Genomic DNA, 16,962 nt, shown 5'->3' with positions numbered 1-16,962 from the left:
TCATCCCTGCCGGGCGTTCGCATCGTCAGATGCCGTGGTCCGCTACCGAGGCACGCCCCGGCGCCGGATCACTCCCACTCGATCATCAACAGGTCTCGCAAACCCGCGTAGATAAAGGGATTAGCTGTGATCGACACGAGGCCTTACCGTCGCCTTTACCGTCAGAAGCCACCACCTTTTACTGGCGCGGCAGATGGAGCGATTTGCGGGGCGACGACTCTAGCGACACCATCATCGATCACCTCATAAGAATACAGGAGGCAGCGAGCCTTGTCCCCTCCCCGGTCCTCGATCGGTTTGCCTACGCTGTCCTTAACAGCTTCTCGATCGCAGCGGCCACTGCCCCCAACGCATTGATGACGCCGTCCAAGACGAAATCGAGTGCCCGTCCGTAGCCTGCGTTGACATTTGCAGTGTCGAAGCCGAGCCGCTGCAAGGTCGTCAGGCACTGCTCGACGGCCTCGTGCGCATCGGCGATTCTGAGATCATTGTTCAGAAATAAGGGTGCCATGGCTCCATTGCGATCGTTCCAGCCTTCCGGTTCTCTGCCTGAGGCAAAGGCATCGCTTGCCTCCTCGTGAGCATTCAGCGTTTCAATGACGTTCAGAAGTGCCTGCAACAACCGGAGGCTTCCTAACTCCTTGACAGCCCCCCTCGGACACCCAGCTCGCTCCAACAATGACTTGAAGTAGCCGTTTGGAACGCGCTGCCACACCTCGTGCAAGCCTTTGCAGCGAGCCAGGAACATCTGCTGCGTCATGCTCAACGGTGCAACCTGGGCCAATCTACTGAGCGCCGGATAGGCCAACCAACCATTGGCCGCCACCTCTGAACGATCAAAGCCAGTCAGCTCTACTGCCGACTTGTTTAGCCCCACGGTTGCGCCGAGGGCGGAAAGGCCATCACCCAGTCGTAGAAGCACATCGAGCAGCCGCTGCACCTTGGCGACCACATGCTCTTCATCTAGGTCCACATGCGCCAAGTCGGCCGGATCGACCGCGAATAATCGCGCGTGCACGATCTCGCGATCCGGCTTTGGCTTGTACAACTCACGCATCGACACCTGGATCAAATTTCTTCCGACGCGCCGACACTCCGTAAAGGTCCACTGCCCTCTGTACGACGGACTGCAGTACCACTGCTCCCAAACAAAAGCTGGTGTCGAGTCGTAGAAGACGCTCTGTTCGTATTTCTGGAGAAACCGATCATCGAGATAGACCAGATCGTGTCCCATTAGGGCGTCCGCACGCGCGTGGGTCATGGGCTGCGCGTCGCCAGGCCACTGAATGCCCTCTGCAGTTTGCTCTGGACAGAGTTCTGGCATGACCGCCTCGACCGAAGCCCAGAGTTGGAGCAGAAGTCGGCCCTTATGTTCGCGAATATCCAGTTCATACCAAGCCACCCCGTCGGCAGGCTTGCGGAACACATGAGGCTCTCCGCGCATGATTCCGCGAATTTCCGGGACATCTGGAAGCAGGACTGAGTAATAGAAGACTCTCACACCCCGAGCCTTACGCAGCCAGAGGTAGCGACGGAGGTACTCATTCGACATGCGCCAACTGACCGCTCTCTTCAAGCTCCAGTGATATTCACTAGACACTTCGCCCTCGGCCACGCCGAACTCTGGAAGTTCCAAGTCATCGTAGACCAGACGTTGTTGATCGTTCCCGACGCAGCGGGGTGTCAGTCCAAGCGTCATCCAGACCTTTTCGGCCAGATTGAAGGTGTAGAACGAGCCATTACCCCACGCCGCGACAATGTAGTCATGTCCCGATATAGAAGGACAAAAATTGGCCGAACAACCTCGCTCGTTGCCGACAGGAACAGAATATTCCACCACACCACTGCGCGTTTCAGACAGCACTTCCATCGGGCCATCATCCAGCCCAGAAACCACGGCCATCAGCAAATGAAGATGCTCGGCCTGCTCCCCATGCGGATCGCACTCTTGCTTTGAGGCCACCTCAACGAATTGATTTGGCGACAGGCCGACAGGCTCCAGTAGGCCGCGTAACCTTGGCGGAATAACGTGGGCTGGGATAGGAAATGCTGCCAGATAATCAAACGGCATAATTGATCTCGTGAGACCTCGATAGTGGTCAAGTTCTAGGCACTAACTCAAAACCCTGGATCTACACCAAGCCGTTGAATCAGTTCCTGCTGCAGTTCTAAGGCAGAGAGCTTTCGCTTGCCGGCATCGGTCTTGACATACACCTCCTGACCACCCGTCGCAAAAAGCAACGTACGCCTGACCGACGGCACGCGAACTTCCACGACATACAAATCGTCAATCACGATAGAACCGTCACTCACAGGATGAAGATCGATGCGGTAGGCGGTCGGGGCAATGGGCGGAACAATCTGGTGCAGTCGCTCCGTGACAATACGCCGAAGCTCATCGCATTCCTGTGGCTGAAGTTCAACGCCGACGATGGATCGATCTGCATCACGAATGCCCCAGAAAATCGCTCCCTCTTGGGGAAGCCCAGCATTCAGGAAGGCTACGGCGTACTGATCCACGACTCCCTTGATTGCGCCAACGGCGTTGCCACCCTTGACCTCTTTAAACTCACAGGTCCGATTTTCCTGAGTCGGATATTGCGCGCCTCTGATCCATTTTGACCGGAGAGATCGCTGAAAGTTGGGCCTTCGCGTTTCGTACCACGAGTTGAATGCTGCGAGAGACGTACCGCTAGGTGTCGTGGACACCTGCAGCAGGGACCCTGGACCCACCTCAACGTCATCGCGATGCGGACAAAGTAAGAACACTTGCGAATCGTGTGCAATTTCGCCAAGAAGCAGGAGCACAAACTGATGTTCTTGTTGTGGCCAATGCCAGAACACCTCGTCAACTATGAGAGGGAGCTTAAAGTGGGCACGTCGACGCGCCACGATCTGGGCGATCAGTTCCACTGCCGAACGTTGAGCCCCAGACCCGATATAGCTCGCATCGTTCCCTCTCCGCTTCAGCTCCGTCCATCCTGGATGGTTCGTAAGCTCTCTTGGAAGCAGTTCCCCCACTTCATCGAAATCAAGGGTCTCAGGAACGGTCTCGCGCACATGACCGATCATGAGGCGCTGACCTTCGGAATCGGCCATCGCTGCCAACGTCTGGAGCGCTAATGCTCCTGTCGTTTTCGACACCTCCGGCTTACCCCGAGAGGACTCGGCGACCTGAAGACTGACCGTTTCTCTGGCATCCCCTTCCCCTAAGGTGAGCACCACCGTAGAAGGTCCCACGCCGCCCGCAGTCAGTGACAATGCAGGCTTCCCGACAATGGCGGCCAGCATCGCCCCCGCCATCTGTGTCTTGCCTGAAGCATTATTTCCGATGACCCAATTTATCGCATTCGGCTCAAAATCGAACTGTGCATCGGAAAACGGCCCAAAGTTTCTAAGCCTGATTTGCGTGAAGTACATGAGGTCCTTGATGCTTATGGAATGAACGTTGGTTTACCTGAGCGCCTTCTCACTCTCCTTCTTTGGACGAGAGGTGCGGGCCGTCAGCATTTTTCCAGCATGGGCATGGCCAATCAGGCGTTCTCATGGCTGGCCGAAGCCGGCGACTCCAGGTATAGCAGGGCCCTGCACTTCACTGCCAACCATATCGCAGGAAAAACGGTTCAGCCAAGTCCATAGAACTTGCTCAACGCTGTCGCTAATACTCCACCGGCAGTCGCCACGCTGATTTCCCATCCACCGGAAGCAGCCAAAGAGACCATCTTGCCGACCCATGCGCTAACCTTCGGGCCAAAGCCCTTCCCGTGACTCGGCTCGGGATCGCTATCGACAGCCAACTCCAATTCTCGGATCTCGGCTTCTCCGACACCTTGACTCGCGAGATAACGTGCAAGCGAGGAGAAATCTGAAGCCTTAATCTTCTGAGTGTTGGTCTGAGTCACTGAACTACCCTCAACGTTGCCCAAGATGCCTTGGAAGTTATCAATACGGATGTTCTGACTCTGCATAGCTGCCTGCTTTTCGCTTGCGGAAAATGAAAGCCCATGGCCAAGGATGCCTTCTTCTTCCAGCGAGAGCGACCATTCCAAAATGCGTGTGCGAACAGTATTGAGGATCGCCGTCAGCTTGTTGGCACCAATCACACGCAACGGCCGCAGCGGCGCAAAGTCATTCTGCATCGACATCAATATGCGTTCTTGCTCAGGCGAAAAATAGAATACAAGGTGCCCTGTTCTCGATCCTTCAATCAACTGCTGGATAGAAGCTACTGACTCGGTCACATTGACTTGGGTGACCGTGTCATGCAATTGCTGGGGCACTAAGAAAGGCTGCAATCCATGAAAAGGATTTTGAACCCGCAACTCCCCATGGATAGTGCGGTAATCAGGCAATATCTCTCGGCTAGCGCCGGCGTAGCCATTAAGTTCAGCGAGAATCCACTCTCGAAACTCGGCAAGACCAAGCTTGGTCGCAACCATCAATGCTTTGCGAAGCAGGTTGCTAATGTCATGATCGTTATTCGACGCTAGCTCTTGAAGCTGGATGACAATGGGCTGAACCATGAAAGTGCGTTATCCCCTAAGTAATTGGCGGCTCTCATCCGATGTGCTCGTCCGCCGCGTTCTAAGGATAACAGCGCGGCACGGGAGACACAGGCAATATCGACACGCGACTCCCACTGCTCGTCACCCTAATGAGGCATTTGCACTAGAACCTGTTTTTCCCCCTACCTTGTCGAAAACCTCGATCCCTAGCCATAAACGCCTCCAGCATGTGTGGAATCAACACCACAGCGTCCACCGCGTCCCCATAGGCTTGGGCATGCAGCGCCGCGTAGCGGTCTAGCTCCACCTTCAGGCTGGCCGGGCACATGAAGGTCAGTTTGATGTTTTCGGTCTTCGGAAGCGGCCCCAGCCGCAGCTTGCGCGTGGTGCTCATTGTGATGTCCCCCGGTTGAAGAACAGCGGCTGATACGGTCGCAGCACCAAATCGCGGTTGACGATGATGCGCACCGGCAAGCCAGGCCGCTCGGTCAAAGTTGGCTGGATGTTGAGATTGCGCCGGGTCATCTCCTGGCCAGCCTGGTTCACGCTGTCCTGCAAACTGTCGCGTCCGGCGATGATGACGCGATCACCGTTGCGGTTCTCCGGCGCGGCCAGCTCGGCGCCGACGCCCAGCATCGTCGTCAGCGCCGCGCCGGCGACAATGCGATCCCAATGCCAATCGACGCCATCCTCCAGGCCGGCGTAGCCGGCCGGGTCGGTGCCGGCAAGGTTGTCCAGCGTCAGGGAAGACGTGTCCGGCAGGATGATGCGATTCCACACCACTTGCACGCGGCTTTGCCCGTAGGCGACCTGGCTGTTGTATTTGCCAAAGATGCGCGACCCCTGCGGGATCAGCAGATAGCGGCCGGTCGCGGTGTCGTACACCGGCTCCGTCACTGTGCCAATCACGTCGCCCGGCAAGTCCGACTTGATGCCTGTCACCAGCGCCGCCACGATCACTGTCCCGGCCATCACCTGATACGGCGAGGTCGGCATTTGCAGGTTGCCGGAATTACGGGTTTCCGTGGTTCCGGCTTTCTGGAACGCCTCTTTCTGGTCCTGCCGGTTTTGCACGGCGGTCGAGTCGGCGGGCTGCGCCGCCGTTGAGGCCGGCCCGGCGGCCTGCGGGTCGAAGCCCGCCAGGCCGGATGCAGACGCAGCCGAAGCGGTCTGCGTAGGCGTAGCGGTTGCGGCACGCTGCGGGTTGCTGGAGCGGAAGAACACCGACGAACCCGCCGCTGCTTCGGCTTCCTTGCGCAGCACGTCGCGCTCGGCCGCCGCCGCGTCCTGGCCGGGCGGCGTGTAGCTGGCCACCACCGGCGGCTGCGATTTGACGATGGCTAGTCCCAAGTCGCCCGGCAGCGGCGGCCCCAGCTCCGGCACCTTCGTCGGCAGCTTGGAGTAATCGCTGGGAAGCTGGTTGAGTCCTTCCGAGCGCGACACGCGATCGACGTTGTAAAGCTCGGTTGGCTCGTTCCCGGCGCGCTGATGCTTCGGCTGCAACGACCACATCGTCGCGCCGAGCACCGCAGCGCCCAGGCCGCCGCTCAGCAGCGCCAGCGTGCGCCTGTTAAGGCGCGTCACTGGACGCGGCTGCGCCCGCAGCGTCATGTTCTCCGGCGCGACCTTTGGTGCAGCGTCGGGAGTCGATACGTCCGGGGTGTCGTCCTGGTTCATAGTCAATTCCCCCGCGTGCCGTCCGTGCGCTCGATGCGCACCACGTCGCCCTTGTCGCCGCCCAGCCGCAGTTCGGCCGCGCCAAACAGCCGGTCCACGATGTAGTACGGCGAACGGAAACGGTAGTTGACCAGTTGGCCGTCACCCTGCGCGCCGATGACGAACAGAGGCGGCAGCTCGCCTTGGGCGATGCCCGACGGGAACTGGATGTAGACCTTCTCGCCGTCATCGAAGGCACGCAGCGGCTTCCACGGCGGATTGCTGCCGCTGACCGCGTAGCGGAAGCGGATCTTCTCCAGCGACAGGCCGGTATCGACCGGCGCCGCTGCTTGCGCGGCACGATCCTGATGCTGCAATGCGAGCATCTGGTCTTTCGGGTACTCCCACGATACCGACGCCATCCACGCCTTGTCTGTCGAGGTCAGCTCGATCAGGTAGGTTCGCCGGCTGGTAGTGATGACCAGGTTCGTCTTGAGGCCCGAACGGATTGGCTTTACCAGCACGCTCACGCGCAGTTCGTTGCCGGCGCCGCTGGATGTGTCGCCGACGATCCAACGTACCGTGTCGCCGGCGGCGACCGTCACCAGTTCCTCGCCGGGCTGGAGCGAAATCACGGTGACGCGCCCCGGCGAAGCGTAGACCTGATACAGCGCGCCATCGGTGAAGGGCCATACCTGGATCGCGTTGACGTAACCCTCGCGCGTCGGCGCGATCCGCGCCTCGGCGTTGGCGCGCGAGACGCGCATGGTTTCGTCAGCAGGTTCTGGCGCAGGCTTGGCGTCGTCTACTCCCGGCAACGGTTTCATCTGCGCAGGCATCGGCAGCACCTTCGGCATTGGCACCACTTCGACCGGCTTGGGCGGCTCGGGCTGCGGCTGCGCTTGCACCGGCTCATCGAGCGAAATGCGCGGTGGCGGCATACCCTGCGAGGCGCAGCCCGACAGGGCCAACACAGTCGACACGAAAGCATAAAAGCGGAAAGACAGGTTCATGGCTTGGCTCCTTCGGACGCATCCAGCTCGCGGCTCCACGACAGACCATTGACGTAGATACCCAGCGGGTTCTTGCGCAGCCGCTGCTCGGTGTGCGGGGTTTGCAGGACGATGGAAAGCACGGCATTCCAGCGTTCAGTACCAGTGGGCGCGCCGTTGACGAACCGCTGCTCCGTCCAGCGCACGTTGAACGACGAATCGCTGGCGCGCGTGACGCTGGTAATCTGCACCGTCACTGATTCCTTACCGACGCGGGCGAATGGGTCGTTCCTGCTGGCGTAGTCGTTGAGCACGGCCGCGCCGCGGTCGGTGGTGTAGTCGTAGGCGTCGAGCCAGTTCTGCCGCACGACGATCGGGTCGATGGATAGCGAGCGAACCAGCGAGATGAAGTGCGCGAGGTGGTAGGCGATTTGTGCATCCGCCGGGCGATACGGCGTGGCGGCTTCGCCGACCGCACGTACCTGACCGGTCTTGTCCACCTCCACCACGAAGGGCGTGACGATGGATTGCGCCGAACGCCAGACCAAGCCGCCGGCCATCAGCAGCGCGAGCACGAGGCAGCCGAAGGCCATCAGCCGCCAGTTCTTCGCCTGTACGCGTGCCGAGCCGATGCGCTCGTCCCACACCTGCGCGGCGGCTTGATACGGGGTGGCAGGCTGCGGCGTATCGGCATAGCGCACCTGCGGTCGCTTGAATCGCATGGTTAGTTCTCCTCAAGAATCGGAATTGCCCAGACTTGGGCCTTGCGCCGAGCCGCCGCCGTCCCCGCTGCGCAGCGCGTGCGCGGCGGTGGTCGCGGCGTGAGCAATCTGTTGGCGGCGATGCAGACGCTTTGCCCAGGCGGGTTGCTCTTGATCGGGCGTCGGAGGGGACGAGCCGGCTTCGGATGCGCTCGCTCCGGCAGATGCGCCAGCAGCCGAGCCACCTTCGCCACGGAATGCACCGGCAACCCGTTCGCCGAACGCGCGTGCCCCGGCGGCGACTTTCTGCCCGGCGGCCTGTGCGCCAACCCTTGCGACATTGCCCATACCTGCAGCAGCACCCTTGAAGCCACCGCCTGCGGCAGCGGAACCGGTCTGGAACGCCGACCGTGCGCTGCCGGCGGTTGAAGCGGTGGCACGTGCGCCGCTGCCGATCGCACTGGCAACGGCAGGTGCCATGCGTGCACCAGCGGCCACCGCACCACCGACGCCAGTGGCGGCCGCACCGATGGCGACGGCGGTGCCGGCTGCGCCCACCGCAGCGCCGGCCATCGCACCCGCGCCGAGCTGCGGCGCGCCGGACACGAGGCCCGTGGCGATGCCTGGTCCAAAGATGCCGAGCGCGAGCATCGCAAGCGAGGCCAGCATCACGACCAGCGCGTGGTCGATGGATGGTTCGTTGGGCGTGGCCTGGAACTCGGAGAACAAACCCGTGCCGATGCCGACGATGACGGCCAACACCAGCACCTTGATGCCCGACGACACCACGTTGCCGAGCACCTTTTCGGCGAGAAACGCGGTCTTGTTCCAGAGCGCGAACGGCACCAGCACGAAGCCGGCGAGCGTGGTCAGCTTGAACTCGATCAGCGTGATGAATAGCTGCACCGCCAGTACGAAGAAGCAGAGGATGACCACCAACCACGCGAGGAACATGACGACGATGGGCGTGAGGTTGATGAATACCTCGGGGAAGCCGGTCATCTCGCTGACCTGGTCGAGGATCGGCGCGGCGGCGTCGATGCCGGTCTTGGCGAGATGCCCCGGTTGCAGGAACGTCTCCATGCTCAAGGTCGAGCCGGCGGCAGTCAGGCCTAGGCCAGCGAACGAGCGGAACACGATGCTTGCCAGCATGTTGAAGTTGCCGATGATGTAGGCGAAGGCGCCGATATAGAGCACCTTGCGGATGAGCTTCGCCATCACGTCTTCGCCTTGGCCTGTGGCGTGGCCGAGTGCCCAATACAGGCCGGCGAGCGTCATGTCGATCGTCACCAGCGTCGCCGTCAGAAACGCGACTTCGCCGCGCAGCAATCCGAAGCCAGAGTCGATGTAGGTGGAAAAGACGTTGAGGAAATGGTCGATGATCGAGACGTCGTTCATGGCCGCCCCTCCTTCGGCACGTCAGGGCCGTCGAAACTCGCCGGAATCGGCGGCAGGTCGGTGAGCGTCTGGTATTCGTCAGGCCGGGTATGCCCGGAGAGGAAACGGCGCAGGTCGGCTTGCGCGACCCGCGCGCAAACCGCGCCGTCCTGTTCGCCACGGCGGCACTGCGCGACGAGCGCGTGCAGCCGCGTCGGGTCGGCGGCGAGTGCATCGACCGACAACGCTCGCGGCCGGTCGCAGCCGGCCAGCAAGCACGCGAAGGCAAACAGGACGGGCGCGCGGTTCATGGCCGTCTCCGTCAATTGCCGTAGAAGGTCACGGGCTGCGGCGTGTACGCCGTGCCGGCGCCCAGGAAGCGCCGCGTCACCTCGCGGCCACGTTCTACCGCAGCAGCTTGACGTGCCAGTTCCAGCGCCGTCGCCCGCCCCTGCGTGAGCTGGAGCTGTTGTGACTGGATGGACTGCTTCGCCTGCAAGGCCAGAAGCTGATTGGTCGCCTGCATCGCTTGCAGTGCGCCGGTCGCGGACTGGCTCTGGCTCACGAGGTCGGTCAAGACGCCTTCGTCTTCGGTCAGGTTCTGCGAAACCTGGGCCTGCATCTGCATCGCGGTCTGCAGGCCGCTGAGCGAGTTGCGCCAACGCTGCTGCGCATCGTGGTACATCTGGTTGCCGCTGACGGTCGCGGCGTACTGCTCCGGGTACAGGCGTGCAAACTCGGAGTTCATGCCTTGAACCTCGAACGCCAGCCCCTGGGCCTGAGCGATCAGCCTTTCGGTGGTGGCGAGCGTCGAGCGCAGCCGGTTGACCACGTTGAACGGCAGGCTCGCCAGATTGCGTCCCTGGTTGACGAGCATCTGCGCTTCGTTCTGGAGCTGGTTGATCTGGTTCTCGATCATTTCCATCGTGCGAACCGCCGTCAGCGTGTTTTGCACGAGGTTGGTCGGGTCGATGACCGTGATGGCCACCGCCGGCTGCGCGAGCATCAACGAACCGGAGAGCACGGCAGCAAGCGCCGCAGAAAGAACACTGGTTTTCATGGCGAAACCTCCAGCGGTTGGGAAGCAAGGAAAGAAGCCGCCGGTGCGGACGGCAGCAGGTCGGCGGCCCAATCGAGGCCGCTATGGCGCAGCCACGCGCCGGCGAAGCCGGGTACGCCGGCCTGCGTCAGCACGCGGTCGATGTCGCGTTGGTCTTGAGGTGTGGATGCGCCCGCGAACGCGAGCGCGACTGGCCCCAGGTCGAGGTCGAACAGGCGATTGCCGAGGCGGGACTGGAAGTAGTAGTCCCTCTTGGGTTGCGCAGTGGCGACGATCTCGATTTGCCGGCTGTTGAGGCCAAAGCCTTCGTAGATCGTGCGAATCTGCGGTTCGGTCGCTTGCGGGTTCGGCAGGAAGATGCGGCTCGCGCAGCTTTCGATGATGGCCGGCGCAATGCTCGAATCCTTGATGTCCGCGAGCGATTGCGTGGCGAAAATCACGCTGACGTTCTTCTTGCGCAGCGTCTTGAGCCATTGCCGGATGCGCGCGGCAAATACAGGGTCGTCGAGGAACAACCAGGCTTCATCGAGGATCAGCAGCGTCGGCGCACCGTCGAACCGTTCATCGAAACGCACAAAGAGGTAATGCAGCACGGCCATGACGGCGACCTTGCTGTGCATCAGCTCCTCCATCTCGAAGCCCTGCACGTCGGCCAGCCCCAGCCTGTCGCGGTCGGCGTCCAGCAACTTGCCGTGCGCGCCGCCGAGCACATAAGGCGCGAGCGCCTGCCGCAGCGCATTGGATTGGAGCAGCACCGAGAAGCCGGTGAGCGTGCGCTGTTCCATCGGTGCGCCGGCGAGGCTGCCGAGCGCCGACCAGATCGCCACCTTCTCGTCGGGACCGATGGCAACGCCTTCGTGGCGTAGCCGACCCTCGATCCACTCGGCGGCCCAAGTGCGGTAGCCCTCCTGGTCGATGCGTGCGAGCGGTTGGAACGCGATGCCGCCATCGGCGCCGAGGTCGTAGTGCTCGCCGCCGAGGCCGAGGATGGTGGCGCGCATCGAGCGCCCCATGTCGAAGGCGAAGATCCGCGCGCCGCGATAGCGGCGGAACTGCAAGACCAGTAGCGCCAGCAAGACGGACTTGCCCATGCCGGTCGGGCCGGCGACCAGCGTGTGGCCCACGTCGCCGATGTGCGTCACCAGCCGGAACGGCGTCGAGCCCTCGGTGCGGGTGACGACCAGCGGCGGGCCGTCGAGGTGATCGTTCTTCTCCGGCCCGGCCCATACCGCCGATTCCGGCATCAGATGCGCCAGGTTCAGCGTCGAGACGATGGGCTGGCGCACGTTGGCGTAGGCATTGCCCGGCACCGACGACAGCCACGCCTCCACAGCGTTGAGCGTTTCGGGGATGGTGACGTGGCCCCGCCCCTGAATCACGCGCTCCACCATGCGCAGCTTCTCGTCGGCGGCGTTGGCGTCCGTGTCGAGCACGGTCACGGTCGCGGTGATGTAGCCGTAGGCGACTTGATCGCTGCCCAACTCCTGCATCGCAGCGTCCGCATCGGCGGACTTGTTGCTGGCATCGGTATCGACCAGCGGCGATTCCTGTTGGAAAATGGTTTCGCGCAGTAAGGCTATGACATTCTTGCGCTTGGCGAACCACTGCCGGCGCAGGCGGCCGAGTTCCTTCTCGGCCTCAGACTTATCCATGCAGAGGAAGCGCGTGCTCCAGCGGTAGGCGAAACCGAGCCGGTTGAGGTCATCCAGAATCCCTGGCCAGGTTGAGGTCGGGAAGCCACGCACGGTCACGACGCGCACATGGTGATCGCCGAGCATCGGCGCCAGCCCGCCGATCAGCGGCGCGTCGGCCAACAGCGCGTCGAGGTGGAACGGCACTTCGGGCACACCGACGCGATAGCGTCGCGTCGAGATGGTGCCGTGCAGGTAGGTCAGCACCTCGCCGTCATCGAGCCATGCGATTTCCGGCATCACGCCGTTGAGCAGGTCGTAGAGGCGATCCGTCTCCGCAATGAACGCCGTCAGACGTTCGCGCCAATCCACGCCCTCGGTCGACCGGTTCTCGTACAGTAGGCCGGCGGCGCGTGCGCGCGATTCCTCCGGCGGCAGGTATTGCAGCGTCAGGTGATAGACGCTCTCGAAATGACTGCCGGATTCCTCAAACGCGGCGCGGCGTTCTTCATCGATTAGCCATGACAGTGGTTCGGGAAAGTCGGAGTGTGGGTAGTCCGCCGCTGGCCGGCGCTCGGCTTCGATGTAGAAGGCCCAGCCGGAACCGCAGCGGCGCAGCGCGTTGTTCTGGCGAGCCGCCGTGGCGATCAGCTCGCCTTGCGTCGCGCTGTCCAGATCGGGGCCACGAAACCGGGCCGTGCGCTGGAAACTACCGTCCTTGTTGAGCACGACGCCGGACGCGACCAGACCGGCCCACGGGAGCCAGTCGGCAAGCAAGGCCGGACGTTGGCGGTATTCGGCAAGGTTGAGCATCGCGGCGCCCTCCTCACACGTCCAGCAGCGGCTTGTGCTTGAGGTGGCGTGCGAACACCTGCATGAACTGCGCATCGACCCGCGCGCCCCACACGGCGAGCGAATGGCCGACGATCCAGAACACCAGCCCCGGAATCCACATTTGCAGGCCCAGCCCCACGGCAGCGGCCAGCGTGCCGTTGGCGATCGCCACGGTGCGCGGTGCGCCCCCCATCAGGATCGGTTCGGTTAGCGAACGATGCAGCGGCACCTCGAAGCCCGGCAGGTCGTTGGCCGTGCTCATACGACGGCCCCGCCGGAGAAGCTGAAGAACGACAGGAAGAAGCTCGAAGCCGCGAACGCAATGGACAGGCCGAACACGATCTGGATCAGCTTGCGAAAGCCGCCACTCGTGTCGCCGAAGGCCAGCGCGAGGCCGGTGGCGATGATGATGATGACGGCGACGATGCGCGCGACCGGCCCCTGTATGGATTCGAGGATGGATTCGAGCGGACCCTCCCAAGGCATCGAGGAACCCGCGGCCTTCGCCGTGCCAACCGTCATCAGCATGGCGGCGGCCAGCAGCAGGCCGTGATGCACAGGCTCGGCCAGACGGCGCAGGCGTGCAAAGGCGAGAGCCGGAATTACGGAAATACGGAAAGCATGGGTGTGCATCTGCGTCATGGCAGTTCTCCAGGGTGGTTGGGGGACGGGGAAGAAAGCGGTAGCTCTGGAAGCAATGGCTTCAGTGCATCCGCGAGGCGATAGCCCATGCCGTCGAAGCCAAGGACGCGGGCGATGGTCTCGATGCGGCGGCGCCGGCCGCGGCCGGCGATGTGAATGACGACGTTGACCGCCTCGGCGACGAGCGCACGCGGCGGGTTCACGGCGACTTCGAGAATCAGTTGTTCGAGACGCAGCAGCGCGCCGAGCACGGAACCGGCGTGGATCGTGGCGATGCCGCCCGGATGGCCGGTGCCCCACACCTTGATGAGATCCAGCGCCTCGCCGCCGCGCACCTCACCAACGATCACGCGGTCGGGGCGCAGGCGCATCGTGGCGCGCACCAGTTCGGTCATCGACACGACGCCGGCGCGCGTGCGCAGAGGTACGTGGTCGCGCGCCGCGCATTGCAGTTCGATGGTGTCTTCGAGCACCAGCACGCGGTCGCCGGTGGCGGCGATTTCCGCGAGCAAGGCATTGGCGAGCGTGGTCTTGCCGGTGCTAGTGCCGCCGGCGATGAGGATGTTCTGCCGTTCGCGCACTGCGCCGCGCAGGAACGCGGCCTGCTCGACGGTCATCATTCCATCGGTGACGTAGCGATCCAGCGGAATGACGCCGACGGCGCGTTTGCGCAGCGCAAAGGCCGGCCCAGGCGCAGCAGGCGGCAGGATGCCCTCGAAGCGTTCGCCGGTTTCCGGCAGCTCAGCGGTCAACAGCGGCTGGCCGCGATGCACTTCCGCGCCGACGTGGGCGGCGACAAGGCGGATGATGCGTTCGCCGTCTTCCTCGGACAGCTCCGCCCCCATCGGTGCGCGGCCCGACGACAGGCGATCGACCCATAGCGTGCGATCGGGGTTGAGCATGATTTCGACCACATCCGGGTCTTCCAGCGCGGCGGCGATCAGCGGGCCCATCGCCGTGCGCAACATGCGGATGCGACGGTCGAGCGACGTGGAGGCGAAGGACTGCCCATCGGTCGAAATGCGGGCGCTCATGATGCACGCTCCTGCGCTTCGGCCTGTGTCGCCGCATCGTCCAGCCGTGCGGCGTCGGGGTTTAGTTCTTCCACCACTTCACGCACCAGGCTGCGCCCGCGCATCAAATGACGCCCAAGCTGTTCAACGAACTGCTCAAAACGCGCCTTGCCCTGTGCGCGAGCCGCTTCCTGGTGGGCTTCTGGAACTGGCGTGCTGACCGTCAGGTAGTAGCGGACGAACAGCGCCAGTGTCTCAATCTCGATGTTCTGGTCGCGCTCCAGCCGCTCGAACTGGCGCGACAGCCGATCAAGGCGCTTGGCGATGGCTGCCTCGCGCTGGTCGCCTGCATCAGGCGATAGCCAGGACGCAAGCGCCGCCGCGACGATGGACGACTTGGACACGCCTTTCTTGGCGGCCAACTCGTCGAGGCGCTTGGCGTGTTCGTGCGGAATAAACAGGTTGAGGCGGTACTGGCTCATAGCTCGATCCCGTCGTGTTGGTCGAGGGACGCCAGCCGGGCCGTGCGTTGCATGGCCGGATCTAGCTGACGGGGAAGCAGCAACGGCAGGTCGTCGTCATCGAGCAACGCCAGGTCGTTGTCGGCGGTCTGCAGTTCGGGGATGTATTCGGACACCTCGGATAGCTCCGGCTGCCGGCGCGGGCCGCCGTCGTCAGCAGTAACGGCATCGCCGGCAATGTCAGTGACAGGCGATGCGGGAACAGCGGGGATTGCGAGTCCGCCCCAGTCATCGGGCCGCAGTGGTGGCGCATCGGCGTAGCGGCCAGCCGCGAGCGCAGGCGGCGGCAGCACACGCCGCTTGAAATTGGCGTCGGTGTAGTAGCGGAGCTTCTTCGCCTTGATCGGCGCGACGCTGGACACCATCACCACTTCGTCGTCGGGCGGGAGCTGCATCACTTCGCCCGGCGTCAGCAGAGGGCGTGCCGTTTCCTGGCGAGACACCATCAGGTGCCCAAGCCAAGGCGCGAGCCGGTGCCCGGCGTAGTTGCGCTGCGCGCGCAGCTCGGTTGCGGTGCCGAGCGTTTCGGAAATGCGCTTGGCGGTACGTTCATCGTTGGTGGCGAACGTCACACGCACATGGCAATTGTCGAGAATGGAATGGTTTTGGCCGTAGGCTTTGTCGATCTGATTGAGCGACTGCGCGATGAGGAAGCTGCGGATGCCGTAGCCGGCCATGAACGCCAGCGCCGTCTCGAAGAAGTCGAGCCGGCCGAGTGCCGGAAACTCGTCGAGCATCAGCAGCAGCTTGTGACGGCGCGCGATGCCGTCGCTACCATCGATTGATTCGGTGAGCCGCCGCCCGATCTGATTGAGGATCAGGCGCACCAGCGGTTTCGTGCGGCTGATGTCCGATGGCGGCACGACGAGATAAAGCGAGACTGGATGCTCGAATGCGATCAGGTCGGCGATACGCCAGTCGCAGCGCGAGGTGACTTCGGCCACCGTGGGATCGCGGTACAGGCCAAGGAACGACATGGCCGTGGACAACACGCCAGACCGCTCGTTGTCCGACTTGTTGAGCACTTCGCGCGCAGCGGACGCGACGACAGGATGCGGCGCGTCGCCTAGGTGGCGCGTCATCATCATCCGGTGCAGCGTCACCTCAAACGGGCAAGCCGGATCCGAGAGGAAGTTGGCGACGCCGCGCAGCGTCTTGTCCGCACCCGCGTAGAGCACATGCAGAATGGCGCCAACCAGCAGCGCGTGACTCGTCTTCTCCCAATGATTGCGGCGTTCAAGCGCCCCTTCGGGATCAACCAAGATGTCCGCGATGTTCTGCACGTCGCGCACTTCATGCGCACCGCGTCGAACCTCCAGTAGCGGGTTGTACGCGGCCGATTTCGGATCGGTCGGATTGAACAGCAGGCAATGCGAGAAGCGCGAACGCCAGCCGGCCGTGATCTGCCAGTTCTCGCCCTTAATGTCGTGGATGACGGCGGACGCAGGCCAGCTCAACAGCGTCGGCACGACGAGGCCGACGCCTTTGCCGGAGCGCGTCGGCGCAAAAGTCAGGACGTGTTCCGGGCCTTCATGGCGCAAGTATTGGCCGCGATGCAGACCGAGGAAAACGCCGGCGGGCTTGTCGAGGCCGGCCTTGTGAATGTCGGCGACCTCGGCCCAGCGGGCAGAACCATAGGTGGTGACGAGGCGCGATTGCCGCGACCGCCACACCGACATGACGATAGCGACCAGCACTGCGACCAGGCCGCTGCCGCCTGCGATGGCGCCGCCCATGTCGAATACGCGCGGTGCATAGGCGTCGTAGAAGAACCACCACTCGAACAACCGCCAAGGGTGATAGACCGGCGTGCCGAAGAAGTCGAACCAAGGCGAGCCAAGGCGTAGTTGGTAGTCCAAGGCGGCGGCCGTCCATTGCGTGGCGGACCACACTCCGGTGAACACGATGCCGAAAACGACGGCAATCTGTCCGAACAGCACGCCTTGACCTTGCATCCCGGCCTCCGCTTTCCCCTGTGCGACACGCGACACAAAGGTGTGCCGCAGTCGCAAGGATTGGCGTCAGGCCAA

16 protein-coding genes are annotated in these 16,962 nt (G+C 62.9%); all 16 read right to left on the bottom strand.

All coding sequences use genetic code 11. The annotated features are described in order from the left end of the window. Window positions 1-301 precede the first annotated feature (301 nt). Window positions 302-2,071 carry a hypothetical protein gene (locus tag WS49_RS14460; protein WP_059529545.1) on the bottom strand — a complete coding sequence of 590 codons (1,770 nt, stop codon included), beginning with the start codon at window positions 2,069-2,071 and terminating at the stop codon, window positions 302-304. A gap of 47 nt (window positions 2,072-2,118) precedes the next feature. Next, a complete protein-coding gene (locus WS49_RS33595; RefSeq protein ID WP_082725519.1) occupies window positions 2,119-3,420 on the bottom strand; it encodes an ATP-binding protein in 1,302 nt (433 codons plus the stop codon). Between the two features lie 203 nt (window positions 3,421-3,623). Then, window positions 3,624-4,523, bottom strand: coding sequence for an AbiTii domain-containing protein (locus WS49_RS14440; protein ID WP_059529530.1), 900 nt, complete (start codon window positions 4,521-4,523; stop codon window positions 3,624-3,626). A 145-nt stretch (window positions 4,524-4,668) separates the two neighbouring features. Further along, window positions 4,669-4,899, bottom strand: a complete 231-nt coding sequence (locus WS49_RS14435) for a DUF2274 domain-containing protein (protein WP_059529527.1) — start codon at window positions 4,897-4,899, stop codon at window positions 4,669-4,671. Further along, window positions 4,896-6,182 (bottom strand): TrbI/VirB10 family protein, encoded by a 1,287-nt coding sequence (locus WS49_RS14430; protein ID WP_059529523.1) that lies wholly within the window; start codon window positions 6,180-6,182, stop codon window positions 4,896-4,898. Before WS49_RS14430 ends, WS49_RS14435 begins: the two co-directional genes overlap by 4 nt. 2 nt (window positions 6,183-6,184) lie before the next feature. After that, the gene (gene trbG, locus WS49_RS14425) at window positions 6,185-7,174 is read right to left on the bottom strand and encodes a P-type conjugative transfer protein TrbG (protein WP_059529520.1); all 990 of its coding nucleotides are present in this window, start codon (window positions 7,172-7,174) and stop codon (window positions 6,185-6,187) included. After that, complete coding sequence (gene trbF, locus WS49_RS14420; protein WP_059529517.1) at window positions 7,171-7,875, bottom strand: conjugal transfer protein TrbF; 705 nt, start codon at window positions 7,873-7,875, stop codon at window positions 7,171-7,173. Before trbF ends, trbG begins: the two co-directional genes overlap by 4 nt. Window positions 7,876-7,887: 12 nt before the next feature. Next, window positions 7,888-9,252 carry a P-type conjugative transfer protein TrbL gene (gene trbL / locus WS49_RS14415; protein WP_059529514.1) on the bottom strand — a complete coding sequence of 455 codons (1,365 nt, stop codon included), beginning with the start codon at window positions 9,250-9,252 and terminating at the stop codon, window positions 7,888-7,890. Then, window positions 9,249-9,542, bottom strand: a complete 294-nt coding sequence (locus WS49_RS14410; protein ID WP_059529512.1) for an EexN family lipoprotein — start codon at window positions 9,540-9,542, stop codon at window positions 9,249-9,251. The genes trbL and WS49_RS14410 overlap by 4 nt, the downstream gene beginning before the upstream one ends. Window positions 9,543-9,553: 11 nt before the next feature. Further along, window positions 9,554-10,291: a P-type conjugative transfer protein TrbJ gene (gene trbJ, locus WS49_RS14405; RefSeq protein WP_059529509.1), complete on the bottom strand. Its 738-nt coding sequence runs from the start codon at window positions 10,289-10,291 to the stop codon at window positions 9,554-9,556. After that, window positions 10,288-12,735, bottom strand: a complete 2,448-nt coding sequence (gene trbE / locus WS49_RS14400; protein ID WP_059529506.1) for a conjugal transfer protein TrbE — start codon at window positions 12,733-12,735, stop codon at window positions 10,288-10,290. Before trbE ends, trbJ begins: the two co-directional genes overlap by 4 nt. A gap of 13 nt (window positions 12,736-12,748) precedes the next feature. After that, complete coding sequence (locus tag WS49_RS14395) at window positions 12,749-13,018, bottom strand: VirB3 family type IV secretion system protein (protein ID WP_059529503.1); 270 nt, start codon at window positions 13,016-13,018, stop codon at window positions 12,749-12,751. Beyond that, a complete protein-coding gene (locus WS49_RS14390; RefSeq protein WP_059529500.1) occupies window positions 13,015-13,398 on the bottom strand; it encodes a TrbC/VirB2 family protein in 384 nt (127 codons plus the stop codon). Before WS49_RS14390 ends, WS49_RS14395 begins: the two co-directional genes overlap by 4 nt. Then, the gene (gene trbB, locus WS49_RS14385) at window positions 13,395-14,432 is read right to left on the bottom strand and encodes a P-type conjugative transfer ATPase TrbB (protein ID WP_059529497.1); all 1,038 of its coding nucleotides are present in this window, start codon (window positions 14,430-14,432) and stop codon (window positions 13,395-13,397) included. Before trbB ends, WS49_RS14390 begins: the two co-directional genes overlap by 4 nt. Further along, window positions 14,429-14,893, bottom strand: a complete 465-nt coding sequence (locus tag WS49_RS14380) for a ribbon-helix-helix protein, CopG family (protein WP_059529494.1) — start codon at window positions 14,891-14,893, stop codon at window positions 14,429-14,431. The genes trbB and WS49_RS14380 overlap by 4 nt, the downstream gene beginning before the upstream one ends. Further along, complete coding sequence (locus WS49_RS14375; protein WP_059529492.1) at window positions 14,890-16,887, bottom strand: conjugal transfer protein TraG; 1,998 nt, start codon at window positions 16,885-16,887, stop codon at window positions 14,890-14,892. Before WS49_RS14375 ends, WS49_RS14380 begins: the two co-directional genes overlap by 4 nt. Window positions 16,888-16,962 lie beyond the last annotated feature (75 nt).

The organism is Burkholderia sp. RF7-non_BP4 (genome assembly GCF_001521935.1).
Classification (GTDB): domain Bacteria; phylum Pseudomonadota; class Gammaproteobacteria; order Burkholderiales; family Burkholderiaceae; genus Burkholderia; species Burkholderia diffusa.
Note: the sequence above shows the minus strand (reverse complement) of the source record. Positions and strands in the feature narration are given on the sequence as shown.